Below are 19,861 nucleotides of genomic sequence, written 5' to 3'. Positions count from 1 at the left end.
GCGCGGCTCAGCCGCGCAGGGCGTGGCGGCCGGTCAGCAGCTTGCCGATGGAGTTGACCCGCACGTCGACATAGGCGCTGCGGCCGGCGTGCAGGCCGGAAAAAGGTGTGCCGGGATGGAAGATGTGGACGGTTTTCATGCCGAGCTCCCGTGCTGCCTTGAGGTTTCGAAGCGTATCTTCCACCAGCACCACCCTGGACGCGGGCTGGCCTACCCGGGCAAGCACTTGTTTCATCAGGGCCCGCGAGGGCTTGGGTTTGATGCGCCCTTGCAGCGTCATGTGGTCGATGGACCACAGGCTTTCGAACTGCTGCAGTATGCCCAGGGCCTTGAGCACGCCGCGCGCATAGGCCAACGGAGCGTTGGTCAGAAGGATTTTACGCCCTTTGAAGCCGCGCAGCTTGTACGCCAGGCCGCCCTCCGAATGGACCAGCGGCGCCGGGTCGAAGCGGTGGCTGCGTTCCAGGAAGGCGCGGGCATCGACGCCGTGGTGGCGCACCATGCCTATCACGGTGGCGCCATAGCGCTTCCAGTACATCACCCGTAGACGGTGGGCTTCGCCCAGCCCCACGCCGAGCGTCTCCATGACCGCCGCGGTCATGTTCTCGTCGATGGCATTGAAGATGGATACCGAGCAGTCGTGCAGCGTATTGTCCAGATCGAACAGCCAGACACGCTCGTGCCCGCTGCCCTGCCGCCGCGGTGTGCCGGCATGGCCGCAGCGCGGGCGGTGCGGCGCCGAAGGCGTAAGCAGCCGCCGATGCGCCGGCGTGCAGGGCGCTGGATCCGGTGCCGCCGACATCCGGCTAACGAGAGCTGATCATGGTGCCGACGCCGCGATCGGTCAATATCTCGAGCAACAGGCAGTGCGGGACGCGGCCATCGACGACGTGCACCGAGTTGACGCCGTTGCGGGCGGCCTCGAGGGCGGACGAGATCTTGGGCAGCATGCCGCCCGAAATCGTGCCGTCCTTGAAGAGCTCGTCGATGGATTGCGCCGACAGGCTGCGCAGCAGCTGGCCGTTCTTGTCGAGCACGCCCGGAGTGTTGGTCATCATGATGAGCTTTTCCGCGCCCAGCACTTCGGCAATCTTGCCTGCCACGAGATCGGCATTGATGTTGTACGCCCGGCCGTCCTCGCCGTATCCGATGGACGAGATGACCGGTATGAACTGGTCGTCCTGCAGCGCCTTGACCACGGCGGGCTCGATGCGGGTGATGTCGCCCACATAGCCGATGTCGAGCCATTCGCCGGGCTTCTCGCTGTCCGGCAGCATCTTCTTGCGGGCCTGGATCAGGCAGCCGTCCTTGCCGGTGAGCCCCACCGCCTTGCCGCCGGCCTCGTTGATCATCATGACGATGTCCTGCTGCACCTGCCCGCCCAGCACCCACTCGACGACTTCCATGGTTTCGGCATCGGTGACCCGCATGCCCTGGATGAAAGTGCCTTCTTTGCCGATGCGCTTGAGCGCATCGTTGATCTGCGGTCCTCCGCCATGCACGACGATGGGGTTCAGGCCCACCAGCTTGAGCAGCACGACGTCATGCGCGAAGCTGCGCTGCAGCGCTTCTTCGATCATGGCGTTGCCGCCGTACTTGACGACGACGGTCTTGCCGTGGAAGCGCCGGATGTAGGGAAGGGCTTCGGACAGGACGTCGGCCTTGACCGTGGAAGAGTGAGAGGAAGAATCGTTGGAGGCGGGTGTGGTCATGGCAGCAATGAAGTGGATGACTGTGAAAAACCCGAAAGCGGCGGGCTTTCGGGTTCGACATAGGGGCCTGGCGAACGCGGATCAGCCGGCCAGGGCCCGCTCTACCGTTTGGCGAAAAGCCGTTTTGTCGTAGTTGCCCAGATAGCGCTTGATGATGCGGCCTTGCTTGTCGACGAGAAACGCCGTCGGCGTGAGCTTGACATCGCCGAACGCCTTGGCGATTTCGCCGGACGTGTCCATGGCGACGGTGAAGGGCAGCTGCCGGGACTGGGTGAAATTGCGGACATAGTCGGGCGGATCGTAGTCCATGGCCACGGCGACGACTTCGTAGCCCTGGGGGGCATATTCGTTGTAGGCCTCGATGGTGTCGGGCATTTGCTGCACGCAGGTGACGCAGCTGGTGGCCCAGAACTTGACCAGCACCACCTTGCCGCGCAGGTCTTGGGTGGTGAACTGCCGGCCGTCGAGCGACGTGAAGGTGGCTTGCGGAGCCGCCTTGGCCGAACCCGAGAACTGCCACAAGCCGATACCGGCCACGACAACCAGGGCGACCAGGCCGAGAAGAAGCTTTTTCATTGGACGGGCATGGTTTGTACATCGGCCGAACCGGAGTCGGGCTGCGTGTCGGAGGCGGGAGCGGAAGACTCCTGGACAGGGGCGGCGGACTTATCGGTGGCCAGACTTTCAGGCGAGACGATCTCGAACAATTTTACTACTTTATTGATGCCGGCCACCCCCGCGGCGGCCTTGCCGGCCCTTTCGCTTTCGGCCGGGGTGACCCGGCCCAGCAGGTAGACGACGCCCCGCTCGGTGGCCACGATGATGGTGCGCGTGGGGACGTCTTTGGTGTTGATGAGGGTGGTGGTGACCTTGGTGCTGAGCCAGCTGTCGTTGGTGCGCACGCTAAGAGGCGTAATTTCGCCCACCCGCAGCTGGTTGTATACCCGCTTGACCTTTTCGATCTTGGAGACCAGTTCTTGGGCGCGCTGCTTGTCCTGCTCGGTGGGGACGTCGCCCATCAGGAGGACGTTGCCGGCATATGAAACCGTATTGACCCGGCCCTTTTCGCCGACCAGCTTGCGCATTTCGGAGCCGGCCTTCATTTCGATGGTCTGGTCTTCGACCTGTTCGCCCGCCGTGCGGCGGTCGGTCGCCACGACGGCGGTGGTGGCCGCAGCGCCGCCCACGACCAGCGGCGCGCAGCCGGACAAGGCACCCAGCGAAATCGCGGGTATGCAGGTGACGATCAGCAGTTGCGAAAGGCGGTGGTTCATGGCCATTAGAGCGTGTCTCCGAGAAGCAGGGCGTCTATGCCGTCGCACAAGGCATGCAGAAGCAGGATATGGACTTCCTGGATGCGCATGGTGCGATCGTGCGGCACACATAGATGGACGTCGGTTTCGTAAAGCAGTTCGTTGATTTTGCCACCGCCTTTGCCGCTGACGGCAATGACGGACATTTCGCGTTCGTGGGCAGCTTCTATGGACCGCAGGACATTGGGCGAGTTCCCGCTGGTGGAAATGGCCACCAGCACGTCGCCGGGCTGTCCCAGCGCGGTGACCTGGCGTTCGAATACGGCGTCGAAGCCGTAGTCGTTGCCCACCGCCGTGAGGATGGACGTGTCGGTATTGAGCGCGATACCCGCCAGCGGCAGGCGGTCGCGTTCGAAACGGCCCACGAGTTCGGCGATGAAGTGCTGGGCGTCGGCCGCCGAGCCGCCGTTGCCGCAGGCGAGGATCTTGTTGTTGTTGGCCAGCGCGCCGAACAGCAGGTCGACCGCGTTGGAAAGCGGTTGAGCCAGGGCCTGCGAACTGGCCTTGAAGGTGTCGATCGCATCATCGAAGTGCGACGTCATGCGTGAGGTCATGTCCATGAGCGCTATTATCTCACTTTACCTTGGCGCGTCGAATACGCCCCGCAGCCAAGTCAGTTCGGCGCCGTCGATGGCGATGACGTCGAAACGGCAGGGCGGCGTGCGCCCGCCGAAGTAGCGTCGGGCAAGCCGCGGCAGGAACCAGGTGGCGGCCTGCACCAGCCGTTCCCGCTTGGAGTGGTCGACGCTGGCGGCGGCGCCGCCGAAGCGGGCGCTGTGCCGATGGCGCACCTCGATGAAGGCCAGCACGCCGCCATCCACGCAGACCAGATCGATCTCGCCCGAGCGGCACAGCAGGTTCTGCTGCAACACTTGCGCGCCGGCCGCCTCGATATGCCGCCGGGCGCGCTCTTCGGCCTGCCTGCCGAGGCGCTGGGTGGGCGACAGATGCGGTGTTTCGTGGCCCTCGGGGGCGGTCGCCGCGGCTTTTCGGCGCAGCGCGCGCCGGCGGCGGCGAATGGCGGCGCGTTGCGCCGTGCGAGCCAGCGTGAAGGGGTCTGACGTATCATCGAGCATTGAACTCTCCCAACATGCAGCCCAGTATGAGCCAAAGCCCTTCTCCCGACTTCGCCGCGACATGGAATCGTCTCGCCCAAAAGGTGGCGGGCCAGCATTGGCCCGCGCCGGCGCTATACGTGGTGGCCACGCCCATCGGCAACCTGGGCGATCTCAGCCTGCGCGCCTGGCAGGCCCTGACGCAATGCGACGTCATCGCTGCCGAAGACACCCGGGCCAGTCGGACCCTGCTCGACGCCTGGGGCATTTCCACGCCTCTGATGGCGGCGCACCGGCACAACGAGGCGGGCGCGGCGCAGGCGATTCTGCAGCGGCTGGAGCAGGGCGAGCGGGTGGGGCTCGTTTCAGACGCGGGCGCGCCGGCGGTCAGTGATCCCGGCGCGCGCATCGTGCGCGTCGTGCGCGATGCGGGCCATCCGGTCGTGGCGATCCCGGGGGCCAGCGCGGTGATCACCGCGCTGATGGCCAGCGGCGCCACGTCAGACGAGAATCCAGCCTTTGTCTTTGCCGGATTCACGCCGGCCAAGTCGGCGGCGCGCCAGAAATGGCTGAAGCAATGGGCGGCCGTACCGGCTCCCGTCGTGATGTTCGAGTCCCCGCATCGCCTGGCGGCGGCGCTGAAGGACCTGCTGGCGGTCTGCGGCCCCGAACGGACTCTTACCGTCGCCCGCGAGTTGACCAAGCGTTTCGAAGAAGTGGCTACCTTGCGGCTGGGCGAGGCGGAGCAATGGCTGAACGAGGACGCCCATCGGGAGCAGGGGGAGCTTGTGTTGATCGTTCACGAGCAGGTCGTGGCGCAGTCTGGCGACGGACCGGACGCCGCCGCACTGGATCTGCTCGACGCTCTGCTCGAAGTAGCCAGCGTCAGGGACGCTGCGCGCGTGGCCGCCAAGGTCACCGGCCTGCCGCGCGATGTGCTGTACGCGGCCGCATTGGAGCGGGGACGTTAGAGAAAAGCGCGAGCATCGTCCTGGCGGAACAGTCTAGTCCCGCGTCGCCACCGTCGCCTGCGCCCCGGTCTGCTGCTGGATGCGCAGCGCCGCGTTGACGGCCTCGGTGCGGCTGGCGTAGGGGCCGATCTGGACGCGGTACAGGCTGTCAGAGGCCTTGACGCGGGCCTGCCGGCTTTCCACCGCGGTGATCTGGCGATTGAGCTGCCTAGCCAGCGATTCGGCGTTGCCCTGGCCGCTGAAGGCGCCGAACTGCAAAAACACCTCGGAGCCGCCGGTGTTCTCCAGCGTCGGTATGGGCAGCGGGCCGCCGTGCTGCGCCTGATCGGTGGGGGACAGCATGGCGGCCTGGGTGTCCAGCACCGCCAGCGCGTCCGGCATGTCGGCGGCTGCGGCGCCGTTCAGCTGGGCGGCCGACGCCTCGTTCAATTGGGCCGCGAGCGAAGGTTCGGCGCTTGCCGCGGCGACCGGGGCCTGGCCGGATTGTCCCCGTGCAATCTCGGCATGGGTGATGGCCTCGACCACGACTTTGCCGCTTCCCCGGCCGATCAGCCCCAGCCGGGCCGCGGCGGCATAGGAAAGGTCGATGACGCGCGAACTGTGGAAAGGGCCGCGATCGTTGATGCGCACCACCACGGTCGCCCCGGTGTCGGGCCGGGTGACCCGGGCATAGCTGGGCAGGGGCAGCGTGGGATGGGCCGCCGTCATGGCGTACATGTCGTAGACTTCGCCGTTGGCGGTCTTGCCGCCATGGAATTTCTTGCCATACCAGGACGCCACGCCCGATTCGCGGTACGGGCTGTCCGGAGCGAGGGGCACGTAGGTCTTGCCCAGCACGCGATAGGGCCGAAGATTGGCGGGCGCGTAGGCCTCGATGCGCGGAACGGCGTCGGGGGTGTTGCGCACGTTGGCGGGTATGTCGGAACCCGGACCGTCGTCTTTGTAGTAGCCGCCGCCCTTGTGGCCGGTGGATCCGCAGCCGGCCAGAACCAGTGCCGCAGAGACGGAAGTCAGGGCAATCAAGGCTCGGATGGATTTCATGGAACCTCCACGGGCGCCTGGTTGCGATGGCGTATCAGCAAGGGAGAGTGGTCGGAAAAGCGCCGCGCCAGCTGCTCAGTGACATAGACTGAACGATGTTGGCCTCCGGTGCAACCCACGGCCACGGTCAGGTAGTTGCGCGTGTCCTGCATATAGAGCGGCAGCCAGCGCCGTATGAAGCCGGCGATGTCTTCGATCATGGTTTCCACGCTGCCGAATTGGGCCAGCCATTTGGCGACGGCATCGTCGCGTCCGGTCAGGGGGCGCAATTCGCGATCGTAGTGCGGATTGGGCAGGCAGCGCACGTCGAAGACCAGATCGGCATCGCCCGGAACCCCGCGCTTGTAGGCGAAAGACTCAAAGGTGAGCACGACCGACGAGCGGTCGGCCTGGACCAGATCGCGCATCCAGGCGCGCAGCTGGCCGGGCGTGAGATCGGAGGTGTCGATGACGTGTTCCTGCTCTCGCAGGGGGGCCAGCAATTCGCGCTCGGTGTCTATGCATTCCTGTAGAGAGGGCGACTTGCCGCCAGTGGCGAGCCGGTCGGTCAGGGGGTGGCGCCGGCGCGACTCGGAATAGCGCTGAAGCAGGGTGTGGTCGTTGGCGTCCAGGAAGATGACGCGGAATTCGGTGCCGCTGGCGCGCAATGCCGTAATGACGGCCGGAAGGTCCTCGAGGTCGCCGGGCGAGCGCACGTCGATGGCGACCGCCACGCGTTCCAGGCCATCCTCGCGCGTGGTGGCGATGAAGTCGTGCAGGAAGCGCACCGGCAGGTTGTCGACGCACAAATAGCCGGAGTCTTCGAGAAGGCGCAGGGCCACGGATTTGCCCGAGCCCGAGATGCCTGTGATCAGTACGATTTTCAACATATTTGCGTGGGCCGGCAGGCAAAAGGCCTGACTCGGCTGCGCTTTGCGCCAGGATGGCGCGCGGTTTGCATGCTCATGCGGCTGCCCTTTCTGCGCTAATCGGGGCGGCTGCTTTCCATGATGGCCAGAGCCTGCCGCTCGATGAACTCGCCCATGGTGTCTATGCCGCGCAGGGTAAGTATGGTGTTGCGTACGGCCGCTTCGACCAGCACTGCCAGGTTGCGGCCGGGCGCTACCTGCAGCATGACTCGGCGGATGGGGATGCCCAGGATTTCCTGGGTGAGGTCCTGGACCGGCAGGCGCTCGAATGCGTCGGCGTTCAGGCGCACCAGCTGGACGATGAGCTTGAGCTTCATTTTACGGCGTACCGAGGTTTCGCCGAAAATCGTGCGGATGTCCAGCAGGCCCAGCCCGCGCACTTCGAGCAGGTTCTGCAGCAGCGGAGGGCAATGGCCCTCGATCATATTGGGTGCGATGCGCGAAAGTTCGACAGCGTCATCGGCGACCAGGCCGTGGCCGCGCGAGATGAGCTCCAGCGCCAGTTCGCTTTTCCCGAGGCCCGAATCGCCCATGATCAGCACGCCCAGGCCGAGAACGTCCATGAACACGCCATGCACGGTGGTGCTGGGAGCCAGCCGCTTGCCCAGATAGTAGCGCAGCAGGTCGATCAGCTCGGCCGCTTCGACGGAGGTGGACAGCAGGGGAATGCTGTGGTCGTGGCAGAATTGCCTGAGGTCGTCGGGTACGGCCAGATTGCCGGCCAGCATGATGGCCGGCACGCCGCCCGTGACGAGGTCTTCGAGGTGGTGCTGGCGGCGGCGGGGGTCGACCCGGGTGTAATAGGCGAGTTCTTCTTTGCCGAACACCTGCACTCGCGCCGGGTGGATGAGATTCAGGTGGCCGACCAGATCGGCGCCCGACAGGCCTTCGTTGGCGATGACCCGGTCGGCGGCTTCCATGCCGGCGATCCAGGTGAACGAGATTTTGTCGGTGTTTTCGTTGACGAGTTCCTGAACGGTCAGCATGAGGGCTTTAGGTCTTATTCAGCCGTGGCGACGTCGGCGGTAAGCAGGCGATGAATGACCGCAGGGTCGGTTTCGGTGGACAGCATCTGGCGCAGCGAGGGGTTGGATACCAGCCGGGCGATCTCGGCAAGCAGGTCGAGGTGCAGCTGCGTGGCGGTTTCAGGTACCAGAACGAAGAACAGCAGATTGGCGAGCCTTCCGTCGGTGGCGTCGAAGCGCACCGGGTCGGCCAGGCGGATGAAGGCGGCACAAGGCTCTTTGAGGCCCTTGATGCGCCCATGCGGCACGGCGATATGATGCCCCAGCGCGGTGGAGCCCAGGCGCTCGCGGGCGATCAGACTTTGGAAAACGGCCGTGCGGGCGATGCCATGGTGGTTCTCGAAGAGCAGGCCGGCTTGCTCGAACGCCCGTTTTTTGCTGGTGGCCTCGACGTCGAGCGCGATGTTTTCCAGCGGCAGGATACGCGACATGAGATTCATACGGCCATTATATGAGTATATAAGCCTATAGAGAAAGTCGCGGGCCGGGAAAGTCAAAGGCCCCAGTCGGATGATTGGGGCCTTTTTTGCCGTTTCGCCGCGCATCGAAAAGCGCGGTGTGGGGGCATTTTCGGGAGTTCGCTTCAGCCTCTGTGGGCGCGCGGTACTGCCCGTGACTCTAGGATGCTTGTCAAGCGCTTAATTGCTGCCTTTTTACGGGCTCGTGTGCATGATCCTGTATTTTGGTTTTGTACTTGATGACCTGGCGATCGATTTTGTCGGACAGCAGGTCGATGGCCGCATAGAGGTTTTCGTCGGTGGCCTGGCAATGGATGTCCTTGCCGCGCAGACGCATGGTGACCTCGGCCGTGTGTTTTAGACGCTCTATCGAGAGCATGACCTGGGTGTCGATGACATTGTCGAAGTGTCGTGCGACCCGTGACATCTTGTTCTTGACGTAGGCACGGATGGCGGGGGTGATTTCAAGATGACGACCAGTGATGTTCAGGTTCATGTACTGCTCTCCTGTAATGTCGGGTGCGCGGAATGCGCGTTGTGAGGAATAAACGGTTCTCCTTGTTATGAAGTTGCAACAGTTTCAGTGTATCGCCTGGAAAAACTAAATCAAGTGGGGTGAATCCTCTCTTTGAGAAAGATCAAGGGATCCCCATAATAAGGGTCGAGATGTAACGGTGGCCGGCAGCGGCCCACGCACCGCCTACATGCGGAAATTCTTGCCCAGGTAGACCTTGCGCACCGCTTCGTTGTCGATGATCTCGCTGGGATGCCCGTTGGTCAGCACCTTGCCTTCGCTGATGATGTAGGCCCGGTCGCAGATGCCCAGGGTTTCGCGCACATTGTGATCGGTGATCAGCACGCCGATATTGCGGCCCTTGAGAAAATGCACGATGCGCTGAATTTCAATCACCGCGATCGGGTCCACGCCCGCAAACGGCTCGTCCAGCAGGATGAAACGCGGGTTGGTGGCCAGGGCGCGCGCGATTTCCACCCGGCGGCGCTCGCCGCCCGAAAGCGAAATCGCGGTATTACGCCGGATATGCCCTATTTGCAGTTCGTCCAGCAGCGCTTCCAGGCGTTCGCCGATGCGGGCCGACGACGGTGCGCGTCCGTCGGCCTCCTGCTGCAGCTCCAGCACCGCGCGGATGTTTTCTTCGACGGTCAGGCGGCGAAACACCGAGGCGTCCTGGGGCAGATAGGAAAGCCCGAGGCGCGCCCGCTTGTGCATGGGCATGGCGGTGATTTCGACGTCGTCGATCTCGATGCGCCCCGAGTCGGTCGGAACGATGCCGACGATCATGTAGAAGCTGGTGGTCTTGCCGGCCCCGTTGGGGCCCAGCAGCCCCACCACCTCGCCGCTGTCCACCGATAGCGATACATCGTGCACGACCGTGCGCTTGCCATAGGTCTTGCGCAGGCCGGTCGCCTTGAGGCTGCCCGGCTGGTCGCTGGGGGGACGGGTCGAGCTGGAGCGCGGCGATGCGGAAGAAAACATAAATGGACGTGCTACGAAAAAAACAGGTGGCGGGTATGGGGTCGGACGCCGCTTGCGGCGTCAACCATTGGTGGATTTCTTCCGGCAGTCCGCCGCGGCGGCTTCCGCCTTGGCGCTGGGCGTGGCCAGTGAACGCACCCGTCCGCCCTGGGCGGACGACTGCGGCCCGCCGAAGGCTTGATAGACGTTGGTCGTCTGGTTGTACTTGACGCGTTCGCCGCGGATGGTGTCGAACGGCTTGCCGCAGACGAACTTGGTGACGACGGCCTGGCCGATCATCTCGATCTCCTCGGTCTTGCCGTTGTACTCGCCGCGCACGCCCTCGGCTTCGATGACTTCGAACTTTTCCGGGTTTTCCTGGCGGACCTTCACCCGCTTGCCCGATCCGGACACCGTGGCAACGCCGTGCTGGAAGCCCTCGGCGTCCTCGCGCATGGTGAGGGTGTCGGCGTGCAGGGTCATGAGGCCCCGGGTCATGACGACATTGCCGGTGAAGGTGCTTTCTTTGGCCGCGTCGTTGTAGTTGAGGGTGTCGGAAAGGATCAGCGTGTCGGGCTCTTCCTGGGACTGGCCGTTCGCGGACTCGGGCGCGGCGCCGTTCGCCTTGCCGGCCTCGTTCTGGGAGGCGGCCGCTTGGGCGGCAGCGGGCTGCTGGGCCGCCGCGCCCATGGTCGACAGGGCCAGCAGGGCGGCGGACAGCCAGAGAGTCAGTCGGTCAGGGTGTCGTGGATTCATGATTGTTGTCTTGGGAGCCTTGGTTTTTTGAACGGGAGGCGGCCTGGGAGTCTTCGGCTGATATCCGGACGTCAGTGGAGGAGAAAACCTGCAGGGTGCGGTTGCCGTTATCGTACCGCATGCCGGTGCCCACCATGGTGGATTTGCCATTGACCACCACGGCGGGCTGGTCGGTGTAGGCCACGTCCTCGTCGGGCAGCAGGATCAGCTCTTCGCTGTTGACGTCCAGGGCGGCGCGGTCTTCGTAGGGCTGGCGATGCAGGTGGGCGTTGCCGCGCATGGTGATCCGGCTGCCGTCCTGGTCCATGATGGCCGTGTCCGACGTGCCGATGGTAATGGGCGAGTCGGCGCGCTGGCCGATGGCCTTGGCCCGGGTCACCTCGTAGGAATCGTCGTCGGGATAGTGCTGCAGGTAGTCGCCTTCCATGCGGTTGACGGCCATGCCGCCGGCGTCCGTGCGGACCATGACGAAATTGCTCGACCAGGCGTCCGGCTCGTGGGTGACGCGCCGGGGCGGTTCGATGTGCACGGCGCGCTGGGTGTAGTCGGCCGCCCACCAGGTGCCGGCGACCAGGACGAACAGCAGGGCGATGGCGATCAGGGCGGGCAGGCGTTCTTTCATGGTTTAGTCAAGGGGCCTTATTGAGTGACGCCGCCCAGAATGACGGCGTTGGGCGAAAAAAAGTGCTTCAGGCGGCCCTGCGCGGCGAGAATGAGGTCGCAGCATTCGCGCGCCGCGCCGGAGCCTCCCTCGCGCGAGGCGACCCAGTGGGCCGCCTGGGTGATGTAGTGCGGCGCGCTGGGCACGCTGGCCGCAAAGCCCACGCGCTGCAGGGCGCCCAGGTCGAGGATGTCGTCGCCCATGAACCCCACCTGGTCGAGCGTGTAGCCCTGCTCCTGCGCCAGCCCCGCAATGGCCTGGGACTTGTCGCGCACGCCTTGCAGGACCAGCGGGATGCCCAGTTCGGCGGCGCGCCGCGCAACGATGGGGCCTTCGCGCCCGGTGACCAGCGCAACGGCGACGCCGCCTTCGCGCATCAGTCGCAGGCCGTGGCCGTCCAGGGCGTTGAAGCGCTTGAGGGTTTCGCCGCTTTCGCCATACCACAGGCTGCCGTCGGTCAGTACGCCGTCGACGTCGAAGGCCATGAGGCGCACCTGGCGTGCGCGCTCGACTGCCGCGGACGCGGCCTTGGCCAGAATCAGCGCTTCGGCGGGGTGGGGGGGAGCAATGTCGGGTGTCATAGTCAGATTACCTTGGCGGCCAGCAGATCGTGCATGTGCAGGGCGCCTAATAGTAGCCCGTCCTCGTCCACGACCAGAACCTGGGTCAGGCGGTTGTCGTTCATGAGGGTGGCGGCCTCGACGGCCAGCGAACCGGGCGCAACGCTTTTGGGGTGGGGCGACATGCCGTCGGCTACCGCAAGGGCCCGGATGTCGCCGCGGGCCGAGATGAGCCGCCGCAGATCGCCGTCGGTGAAGATGCCCACCGGACGCCTGCTTTCGTCGACCACGATGGTCATTCCCATGCCCTTGCGCGACATTTCTTCGAGCGCCTGGGGGATGGGCGTCTGGGGGTGGACGATGGGCAGCGCCTCGCCCGAGCGCATGACGTCGCGCACCAGGGTCAGCAGTCGCCGGCCCAGCGCGCCGCCGGGATGGGAGCGGGCGAAGTCTTCGGAGCTGAAGCCGCGCGCCTCGAGGCAGGCCACGGCGATGGCGTCGCCCAGGGCAAGGGTGGCGGTCGTGCTGGCGGTGGGCGCCAGATTGAGCGGGCAGGCCTCTTGTTCGACGTGAACGTCCAGATGCAGGTCGGCATTGACGGCCAGTTGCGAATGCGGGTTGCCGGTGACGGCGATGAGCGGAATGCCCATGCGCTTGGCGACGGTGAGGACGGTAAGCAGCTCGCTGGCGGTGCCGGAGTACGAAATGGCCAGCACGATGTCGCGCGGCGTGAGCATGCCCAGGTCGCCATGCAAGGCCTCGACGCCGTGCATGAAAAAAGAGGGCGTGCCGGTGGAGGCCAGGGTGGCGGCGATCTTGCGCGCGATGTGGCCCGATTTGCCGATGCCGCTGACGACGATGCGGCCTTCGCAGGCCAGCACCATGTCGACCGCGCGCGCGAAGCTGTCATCGAGGCGGTCGTGCAGGGCCTTGAGGGCGCTGCCTTCGATGGACAGGGTGCGGCGCGCCGATGCGATGGCTTCGGACGCGATCGGTGGGTGGGTGCTTTTCATTTGGCGATTTTAAACGCTGGAGACATTTTGGTCTCGGCCGGGCAGGCCGCTGCCGCCGGGCGGGACACTGTAACGGAATGATTGGAGTTATAGTTACCGCTGCTCACCTTCCCAGGTCTATTTGGCTCTCTTCATGCATACTGATCCTGTCAATTACGTTCGCAACGCGATACGTAGCGTTCCCGATTGGCCCAAACCCGGCGTTACCTTCCGCGACATCACCCCCGTACTGCAAGACCCGCAATCGTTCAGGGTGCTGGTCGATCTGTTCGTCTACCGGTACATGCGCCAGCGGCTGGACCTCGTGGCAGGCATCGACGCGCGCGGCTTCATCCTGGGAGCGGTGCTGGCCTATGAGCTCAATCTGGGTTTCGTCCCCGTGCGCAAGAAGGGCAAGCTGCCCTTCCATACCCTGGCCGAAGAATATACCCTGGAATACGGCAACGCCACGGTCGAGATGCATTCCGACGCGGTCAAGCCGGGCCAGCGCGTGCTGCTGATCGACGACCTCATCGCCACCGGCGGCACCATGCTGGCGGCCGCCAAGCTGCTGCAGCGCCTCGGGGCCAATGTGGTCGAGGCGGCTTCCATCATCGACCTGCCCGAGCTGGGCGGGTCCAAGGCGCTCAAGGAAACAGGCCTGCCGCTTTACAGCGTCTGCAGCTTCTGAAGACAGGCGGCGCCGGGCCGGCCCGCGCCGCTCAAAGAAACAAGCGATAGGCCGGGTTGCCGGTTTCGTTCCAGTACGGGTAGCCCAGCGACTCGAGGAATTCCTTGACGGCCTTTTTGTCGCTGTCGGGCGGCAGCTGCATGCCGACCAGCACCCGGCCGTAGTCGTCGCCCTGGTTGCGGTAGTGGAACAGGCTGATGTTCCATTCGGGGTTCATGGCCTGCAGGAAGCGGGCCAGGGCGCCGGGCCGTTCGGGAAATTCGAAACGGAACAGCATTTCGTGCTCGGCCAGGGCCGAGCGGCCGCCCACCATGTAGCGCACGTGGGTCTTGGCCAATTCGTTGCCGGTCAGGTCCAGGGTGTCCAGTCCTTTCTTGCGGAACAGGGCGGCCAGTTTCTCGGGTTCGCTGGCCGAACTGATCTGGACGCCGACGAAGACGTGGGCCTGCGCGGAATCGGAGATCCGGTAGTTGAATTCGGTGACGCTGCGTTTTCCCAGCGCTTCGCACAGTTTGCGGAAACTGCCGCGCTCTTCGGGGATGGTCAGGGCGAACAGCGCTTCGCGCGCCTCGCCGACGTCGGCCCGCTCGGCCACGAAGCGCAGGCGGTCGAAATTCATGTTGGCGCCGCTGGTGATCGCCACCAGGGTCTTGTTCTTCCATTTGTTCTGGGCGGCGTAGGCCTTGGCCCCGGCCAGCGACAGGGCGCCGGCGGGTTCCAGCACGCTGCGGGTATCCTGGAAGACGTCCTTGATGGCGGCGCAGATGGCGTCCGTGTCGACCGCGATGAAGTCATCGACATACTGGCGCGCCAGCTTGAAGGTCTCGGCGCCCACCAGCTTGACCGCCGTGCCGTCGGAGAACAGGCCCACGTCGCCCAGCTCCAGGCGCCGGCCCGCCTTGACGCTGCGCATCATGGCGTTGGAGTCCTCGGTCTGCACGCCGATGATGCGGGTTTCGGGGCGCAGCTGCTTGATGTAGGCCGCCACGCCGGCGATCAGGCCGCCGCCGCCGATGGGGACGAAGACGGCGTCGATGGGGCCCGAGTGCTGGCGCAGGATTTCCATTCCCACCGTGCCCTGGCCGGCGATGACGTCGGGGTCGTCGAAGGGATGGACGAACGTGAGCTTCTCCTTTTTCTCGAGCTGCATGGCGTGCTCGTAGGCGTCCGAATAGCTGTCGCCCGCCAGCACCGCCTCGCCGCCCAGCGCCTGGACCGCGTCCACCTTCAGCCGGGGGGTGGTGGTGGGCATGACGATGACCGCCCTGCAGCCCAGCCTGCGGGCCGACAAGGCCACGCCCTGGGCATGATTGCCGGCCGATGCCGCGATGACCCCGCGCTTGAGCTCGGCGGGGCTGAGGTTGGCCATCTTGTTGTAGGCGCCGCGCAGCTTGAAGCTGAAGACCGCCTGGGTGTCTTCCCGTTTGAGCCAGACCTTGTTCTGAATGCGCGCTGAAGTGAGGGAGGCGAGTTCGAGGGGGGATTCGACTGCGACGTCGTAAACCTTGGAGTTGAGGATGCGCTTGAGATAGTCGTTGGACATGGGGAGGGCGGGCAGGGAAGAGCGGAGAAAAAGTTGCCTGAAAGAATATCACAGCGATATTGGGGCAACGAAACGCGGCTACACTTACGCGCTATGGAAGCCTGGCTGCGTTCGTCGATACACTGGTTGCTGGCGGCCCTGGCTTTGCCCCGGGTCGGGCTCAGCGCCATCTTCATCGTCAGCCTGGTGTCGGCCACCATCCTGCCGCTGGGGTCCGAGCCCGCGGTGTTCGGCTACGTCAAGCTTTCGCCCCATATGTTCTGGCCGGCGGTGCTGGTGGCCACCCTGGGCAACACGCTGGGCGGCGTCATCAGCTATGCCATGGGCCTGGGCGCCGAGAAGGGCTACGAGCGCTGGCGCGAAAAGCACGGCCATGGCCATGCCGAGATCGAGGCGCAAAGGCGCAAGTCGGCCGGACGCTGGCATCGCCATATCAGCGACTGGGTGCACCGTTTCGGGCCTGCGGCCCTGTTCTTCTCCTGGCTGCCGATGGTGGGGGATCCGCTGTGCGTGGTGGCCGGCTGGCTCAAGCTGCCGTTCTGGCCGTCGGTGTTCTTCATGGCGGTGGGCAAATTCCTGCGCTATGTGGTCATGACGGGAGCCCTGCTGTGGTTCTTTCCCGAGGCCGGACACGGCTGATCGCGCGCCGCGCCGCCGCGTCGGCCGGTGGCGATGCAGTAAACTTACGCCTTGCCAGGTTACTTTTATTGCCATGAACGCCCCTCTCGCCAGTCAATTGCTTGCCGCCAAGGCTCTGCCGGCGGATGCGCCCCGCTTGCGCGAAATTCCCTACAACTACACCTCGTTTTCCGATCGCGAGATTGTCTGCCGCCTGCTGGGCGAACAGGCCTGGCAATGGCTGACCGACCTGCGCGCCGAGCGCCGCACCGGCCGCTCCGCGCGCATGCTGTTCGAAGTGCTGGGCGACATCTGGGTGGTGCGCCGCAATCCCTATTTGCAGGACGACCTGCTGCACAGCCCCAAGCGCCTGCATGCGCTCATCGAGGCGCTGCGTCATCGCCTGGGCGAGATCGACAAGCGGCGCGACGCCGAAGACCCCGAGCGCGACGGCTGGGTGGGAATGCTCTTGCAAGCCGCCCACAAGGCCGTGGCCGAATTCGAATCCGAATTCGAGCTGACGGCTGTATTGCGCAAGAAGGTCATGCGACGCCTGTCCCGCGTCACCGCCAAGGACAACATCAAGTTCGACGGCCTGTCGCGGGTGTCCCACGTCACCGATGCCACCGACTGGCGGGTCGAGTACCCCTTCGTCGTCCTCACTCCTGACACCGAGGACGAGATCGCCGCCCTGGTGCGCGCCTGTATCTCGCTGGACCTCACCATCATTCCGCGCGGCGGCGGCACGGGCTATACCGGCGGCGCCATCCCGCTCAGCTGGCGTTCGGTCGTCATCAACACCGAGAAGCTGGACACGCTGGGCACGGTCGAGGCCGCGCCGCTGCCCGGCCATGACGAGGCCGTGACGACGATATGGTCGGGCGCCGGGGTCGTGACCCGGCGCGTGGCCGAGGCGGCCGAGGCGGCCGGCTTCGTCTTCGCCGTCGACCCGACTTCGGCCGACGCCTCCTGTATCGGCGGCAACATCGCCATGAACGCGGGCGGCAAGAAGGCCGTGCTGTGGGGCACGGCCTTGGACAACCTGGCCTGGTGGCGCATGGTGGACCCGGACGGCAACTGGCTCGAGGTCACCCGCCTGGACCACAACCTGGGCAAGATCCACGACGCCGCCCAGGCAAGCTTCAAGCTCGAATGGTTCGACGGCGCCGCCGCGCCGGGCGCCCGCCCGCTGCGCAGCGAAACCCTGGTCATCGAAGGCGCCCGCTTCCGCAAGGCCGGCCTGGGCAAGGACGTGACAGACAAATTCCTGGCCGGCCTGCCGGGCATCCAGAAAGAGGGCTGCGACGGCCTGATCACCTCGGCGCGCTGGGTGCTGCACCGCATGCCGGCCCATACCCGCACCGTCTGCCTGGAGTTCTTCGGCCAGGCGCGCGACGCCATCCCGTCCATCGTCGAGATCAAGAACTACCTCGACGGCGAGGGCCGCCGCATGGGCGCCATACTGGCCGGTCTCGAGCACCTGGACGAACGCTATCTGCGCGCGGTGGACTACGCCACCAAGAGCAAGCGGGGCGGGCTGCCCAAAATGGCGCTGTTCGGCGACATCGTGGGCGACGATCCGGACGCCGTTGCGGCCGCGGCCAGCGAGGTCGTGCGCCTTGCCAACACGCGCCACGGCGAGGGCTTCGTGGCCGTCAGCGCCGAGGCCCGCAAGCGCTTCTGGCTCGACCGCGCCCGCACGGCCGCCATCGCGCGCCACACCAACGCCTTCAAGATCAACGAGGACGTCGTCATTCCGCTGGATCGCATGGGCGAATACACCGACGCGATCGAGCGCATCAACATCGAATTGTCCACCCGCAACAAGCTGCGCCTGCTGGACCAGATCGAACTCTTCCTGACCTCGGGCGAACTGCCGGTGGGCAAGACCGAAGACCACGAAGACGCCGAACACACGCGCGAAGATATTTTGCAAGAGCGCGTGCGCGACGCCGTCGCCACGATCCGGACGGTGCGCGAACGCTGGAACTGGCTGCTGCTGAACCTCGATCTGCCGCTGGCCGAAGGGCTGGGACGCATGCAGGACCTGGGCCTGGAAGACCTGGAGTTCCGTCCGCTGGCCTCGCGCCTGGCGGTACAGCCCGAAGCGCGCGTGTTCAACGTGGTGCAGGACCACACCCTCCGCGTTTCCTGGAAGACCGAGGTGCGGGCATTGATGGAGCGCTATTTCGCCGGCGCCGATTGCGCCGCCGTGCTGGCCGAGATCCAGGCCATCCACGACCGCGTCCTGCGCGGCCGGGTGTTCGTCGCGCTGCACATGCACGCGGGCGACGGCAATGTGCACACCAATATTCCCGTCAACTCGGACGACTACGAGATGCTGCGCGAGGCGAACGAGGCCGTGGCGCGCATCATGCAGATCGCCCGCGACCTGGACGGCGTCATTTCGGGCGAGCACGGCATAGGCCTGACCAAGTACGAGTTCCTGACCCAGGACGAGCTGCAGCCCTTCCAGGACTACAAGCGGCGCATCGACCCGGCGGGGCATTTCAATGCCGGCAAGCTGATGCCGGGCGCCGACCTGCGCCATGCCTGGACGCCCAGCTTCAATTTGCTGGGGCACGAATCGCTGATCATGCAGCAGAGCGAGATCGGCGCCATCTCCTCGGCCATCAAGGACTGTCTGCGCTGCGGCAAGTGCAAGCCGGTATGCGCCACCCACGTGCCCCGGGCCAATCTGCTTTATTCGCCGCGCAACAAGATTCTGGCCACTTCGCTGCTGATCGAGGCCTTCCTGTACGAAGAACAGACCCGCCGCGGCGTCAGCCTGAAGCATTGGGGCGAATTCGAGGACGTGGCCGATCACTGCACCATCTGCCACAAGTGCTACAACCCCTGTCCGGTCGACATCGATTTCGGCGACGTCTCGATGGAGATGCGGGCCCTGCTGCGCCGCATGGGCAAGAAGTCGTTCAATCCGGGCACCACCGCGGCGATGTTCTTCCTGAATGCGAAAGACCCGCGCGTGATCAAGGCCACGCGCACGGCGATGGTGGACGTGGGCTACAAGGCGCAGCGCCTGGCGCACGACCTGCTGGCCGCGCCGGCCCGCAAGCAGGTGGAGCATCCCCCGGCGACCGTCGGCAAGTCTCCCATCCGCGAGCAGGTGATCCACTTCGTCAACAAGAAGATGCCGGGCGGCCTGCCCAAGCAGACGGCCCGCAAGCTGCTCGACATCGAAGACGCGGACTACGTGCCCATCATTCGCAATCCGGCCGCCACCTCCCACGATACCGAGGCGGTGTTCTATTTTCCGGGCTGCGGTTCCGAGCGCCTGTTTTCCCAGGTGGGGCTGGCCACCCAGGCCATGCTGTGGCATGCCGGCGTGCAGACCGTGCTGCCGCCCGGCTACCTGTGCTGCGGCTACCCGCAGCGCGGCAACGGCATGAACGACAAGGCCGAAAAAATCATCACCGACAATCGGGTGCTGTTCCATCGCGTGGCCACCACGCTGAATTATCTGGACATCAAGACCGTGGTGGTCAGCTGCGGCACCTGCTACGACCAGTTGGCCGGCTACGAGTTCGACAAGATCTTCCCCGGCTGCCGTCTGATCGACATCCACGAGTATCTGCTCGAAAAAGGCATACGGCTCGAGGGCGCGACCGGCGTGCGCTACATGTATCACGATCCCTGCCACACGCCCATGAAGCTGCAGGACCCCATGAAGACGGTCAAGTCCCTGGTGGGCGACGGCGCCATCCGCACCGACCGCTGCTGCGGCGAATCGGGCACCCTGGCCGTCAGCCGCCCCGACGTCTCCACCCAGGTGCGCTTCCGCAAGCGCGAAGAGCTGGCCAAGAACGACGCCACGCTGCGCGCGGACGGCTATGCGGGCGAGGTCAAGATGCTGACGTCCTGTCCCTCCTGTCTGCAGGGCCTGTCCCGCTATCAGGGCGATACGGGCATGGACGCCGACTACATCGTGGTCGAAATGGCCCGCCATATCCTGGGCGAGTCATGGATGCAGGACTACGTGAAGCAGGCCAATGCGGGCGGGATAGAGCGCGTGCTGGTCTGATCGGCGGCATCTTGCCGCGCTGCTGGGCCCGGGGCGCCGCC

21 protein-coding genes are annotated in these 19,861 nt (G+C 65.3%); 4 read left to right on the top strand and 17 right to left on the bottom strand.

Annotated features, from left to right (window positions below; genetic code table 11):
- Positions 1–7 precede the first annotated feature (7 nt).
- The 6 genes from CSC67_RS01990 to CSC67_RS01965 all read right to left on the bottom strand — a co-directional run bounded on the left by CSC67_RS01990 (position 8) and on the right by CSC67_RS01965 (position 4,101).
- Positions 8–802, bottom strand: a complete 795-nt coding sequence (locus tag CSC67_RS01990) for a pyrimidine 5'-nucleotidase (RefSeq protein ID WP_118992832.1) — start codon at positions 800–802, stop codon at positions 8–10.
- Positions 803–806: 4 nt separating this feature from the next.
- Positions 807–1,712 (bottom strand): acetylglutamate kinase, encoded by a 906-nt coding sequence (gene argB, locus CSC67_RS01985; protein ID WP_118992831.1) that lies wholly within the window; start codon positions 1,710–1,712, stop codon positions 807–809.
- An 81-nt stretch (positions 1,713–1,793) separates the two neighbouring features.
- Positions 1,794–2,288: a TlpA disulfide reductase family protein gene (locus CSC67_RS01980; RefSeq protein ID WP_118992830.1), complete on the bottom strand. Its 495-nt coding sequence runs from the start codon at positions 2,286–2,288 to the stop codon at positions 1,794–1,796.
- On the bottom strand, positions 2,285–2,992 hold the full coding sequence (locus CSC67_RS01975) for a BON domain-containing protein (RefSeq protein WP_118992829.1): 708 nt from the start codon (positions 2,990–2,992) through the stop codon (positions 2,285–2,287). Before CSC67_RS01975 ends, CSC67_RS01980 begins: the two co-directional genes overlap by 4 nt.
- The gene (locus CSC67_RS01970) at positions 2,992–3,585 is read right to left on the bottom strand and encodes a phosphoheptose isomerase (RefSeq protein ID WP_167752714.1); all 594 of its coding nucleotides are present in this window, start codon (positions 3,583–3,585) and stop codon (positions 2,992–2,994) included. Before CSC67_RS01970 ends, CSC67_RS01975 begins: the two co-directional genes overlap by 1 nt.
- Positions 3,586–3,603: 18 nt before the next feature.
- Complete coding sequence (locus CSC67_RS01965) at positions 3,604–4,101, bottom strand: YraN family protein (RefSeq protein ID WP_118992827.1); 498 nt, start codon at positions 4,099–4,101, stop codon at positions 3,604–3,606.
- Positions 4,102–4,127: 26 nt separating this feature from the next.
- On the opposite strand from CSC67_RS01965, the gene rsmI reads away from it, so the two are divergent.
- A complete protein-coding gene (gene rsmI, locus CSC67_RS01960; RefSeq protein ID WP_118992826.1) occupies positions 4,128–5,051 on the top strand; it encodes a 16S rRNA (cytidine(1402)-2'-O)-methyltransferase in 924 nt (307 codons plus the stop codon).
- Positions 5,052–5,084: 33 nt separating this feature from the next.
- Here rsmI and CSC67_RS01955 read toward each other — a convergent pair whose 3' ends face one another.
- The 10 genes from CSC67_RS01955 to CSC67_RS01910 form a co-directional block, all read right to left on the bottom strand.
- Positions 5,085–6,092 carry a septal ring lytic transglycosylase RlpA family protein gene (locus tag CSC67_RS01955; protein ID WP_118992825.1) on the bottom strand — a complete coding sequence of 336 codons (1,008 nt, stop codon included), beginning with the start codon at positions 6,090–6,092 and terminating at the stop codon, positions 5,085–5,087.
- On the bottom strand, positions 6,089–6,961 hold the full coding sequence (gene rapZ, locus CSC67_RS01950) for an RNase adapter RapZ (protein ID WP_118992824.1): 873 nt from the start codon (positions 6,959–6,961) through the stop codon (positions 6,089–6,091). Before rapZ ends, CSC67_RS01955 begins: the two co-directional genes overlap by 4 nt.
- 95 nt (positions 6,962–7,056) lie before the next feature.
- Positions 7,057–7,986: an HPr(Ser) kinase/phosphatase gene (hprK, locus tag CSC67_RS01945; RefSeq protein WP_118992823.1), complete on the bottom strand. Its 930-nt coding sequence runs from the start codon at positions 7,984–7,986 to the stop codon at positions 7,057–7,059.
- 14 nt (positions 7,987–8,000) lie between these two features.
- On the bottom strand, positions 8,001–8,465 hold the full coding sequence (locus CSC67_RS01940) for a PTS sugar transporter subunit IIA (RefSeq protein WP_118992822.1): 465 nt from the start codon (positions 8,463–8,465) through the stop codon (positions 8,001–8,003).
- 190 nt (positions 8,466–8,655) lie between these two features.
- A complete protein-coding gene (hpf, locus tag CSC67_RS01935; protein ID WP_118992821.1) occupies positions 8,656–8,979 on the bottom strand; it encodes a ribosome hibernation-promoting factor, HPF/YfiA family in 324 nt (107 codons plus the stop codon).
- Between the two features lie 204 nt (positions 8,980–9,183).
- Positions 9,184–9,978, bottom strand: a complete 795-nt coding sequence (lptB, locus tag CSC67_RS01930; protein WP_118992820.1) for an LPS export ABC transporter ATP-binding protein — start codon at positions 9,976–9,978, stop codon at positions 9,184–9,186.
- Between the two features lie 60 nt (positions 9,979–10,038).
- The gene (gene lptA, locus CSC67_RS01925) at positions 10,039–10,647 is read right to left on the bottom strand and encodes a lipopolysaccharide transport periplasmic protein LptA (RefSeq protein WP_167752739.1); all 609 of its coding nucleotides are present in this window, start codon (positions 10,645–10,647) and stop codon (positions 10,039–10,041) included.
- Between the two features lie 46 nt (positions 10,648–10,693).
- Positions 10,694–11,335, bottom strand: coding sequence for an LPS export ABC transporter periplasmic protein LptC (gene lptC, locus CSC67_RS01920; protein WP_118992818.1), 642 nt, complete (start codon positions 11,333–11,335; stop codon positions 10,694–10,696).
- A gap of 17 nt (positions 11,336–11,352) precedes the next feature.
- A complete protein-coding gene (locus tag CSC67_RS01915) occupies positions 11,353–11,961 on the bottom strand; it encodes a KdsC family phosphatase (protein WP_425337625.1) in 609 nt (202 codons plus the stop codon).
- Positions 11,958–12,947, bottom strand: coding sequence for a KpsF/GutQ family sugar-phosphate isomerase (locus CSC67_RS01910; protein ID WP_118992816.1), 990 nt, complete (start codon positions 12,945–12,947; stop codon positions 11,958–11,960). The genes CSC67_RS01915 and CSC67_RS01910 overlap by 4 nt, the downstream gene beginning before the upstream one ends.
- A gap of 133 nt (positions 12,948–13,080) precedes the next feature.
- On the opposite strand from CSC67_RS01910, the gene CSC67_RS01905 reads away from it, so the two are divergent.
- A complete protein-coding gene (locus CSC67_RS01905; protein ID WP_118993169.1) occupies positions 13,081–13,617 on the top strand; it encodes an adenine phosphoribosyltransferase in 537 nt (178 codons plus the stop codon).
- A 31-nt stretch (positions 13,618–13,648) separates the two neighbouring features.
- On the opposite strand, the gene ilvA is transcribed toward CSC67_RS01905, so the two are convergent.
- Positions 13,649–15,160: a threonine ammonia-lyase, biosynthetic gene (gene ilvA / locus CSC67_RS01900; RefSeq protein ID WP_118992815.1), complete on the bottom strand. Its 1,512-nt coding sequence runs from the start codon at positions 15,158–15,160 to the stop codon at positions 13,649–13,651.
- A gap of 93 nt (positions 15,161–15,253) precedes the next feature.
- Between ilvA and CSC67_RS01895 the strand changes: the two genes are divergently transcribed.
- Complete coding sequence (locus CSC67_RS01895; RefSeq protein ID WP_118992814.1) at positions 15,254–15,799, top strand: YqaA family protein; 546 nt, start codon at positions 15,254–15,256, stop codon at positions 15,797–15,799.
- A gap of 73 nt (positions 15,800–15,872) precedes the next feature.
- Positions 15,873–19,820 (top strand): DUF3683 domain-containing protein, encoded by a 3,948-nt coding sequence (locus CSC67_RS01890; protein ID WP_118992813.1) that lies wholly within the window; start codon positions 15,873–15,875, stop codon positions 19,818–19,820.
- The last annotated feature ends 41 nt before the right edge of the window (positions 19,821–19,861 follow it).

Origin of the sequence: Pusillimonas caeni (assembly GCF_003545815.1) — a bacterium.
Classification (GTDB): Bacteria; Pseudomonadota; Gammaproteobacteria; order Burkholderiales; family Burkholderiaceae_B; genus Pusillimonas; species Pusillimonas caeni.
Note: the sequence above shows the minus strand (reverse complement) of the source record. Positions and strands in the feature narration are given on the sequence as shown.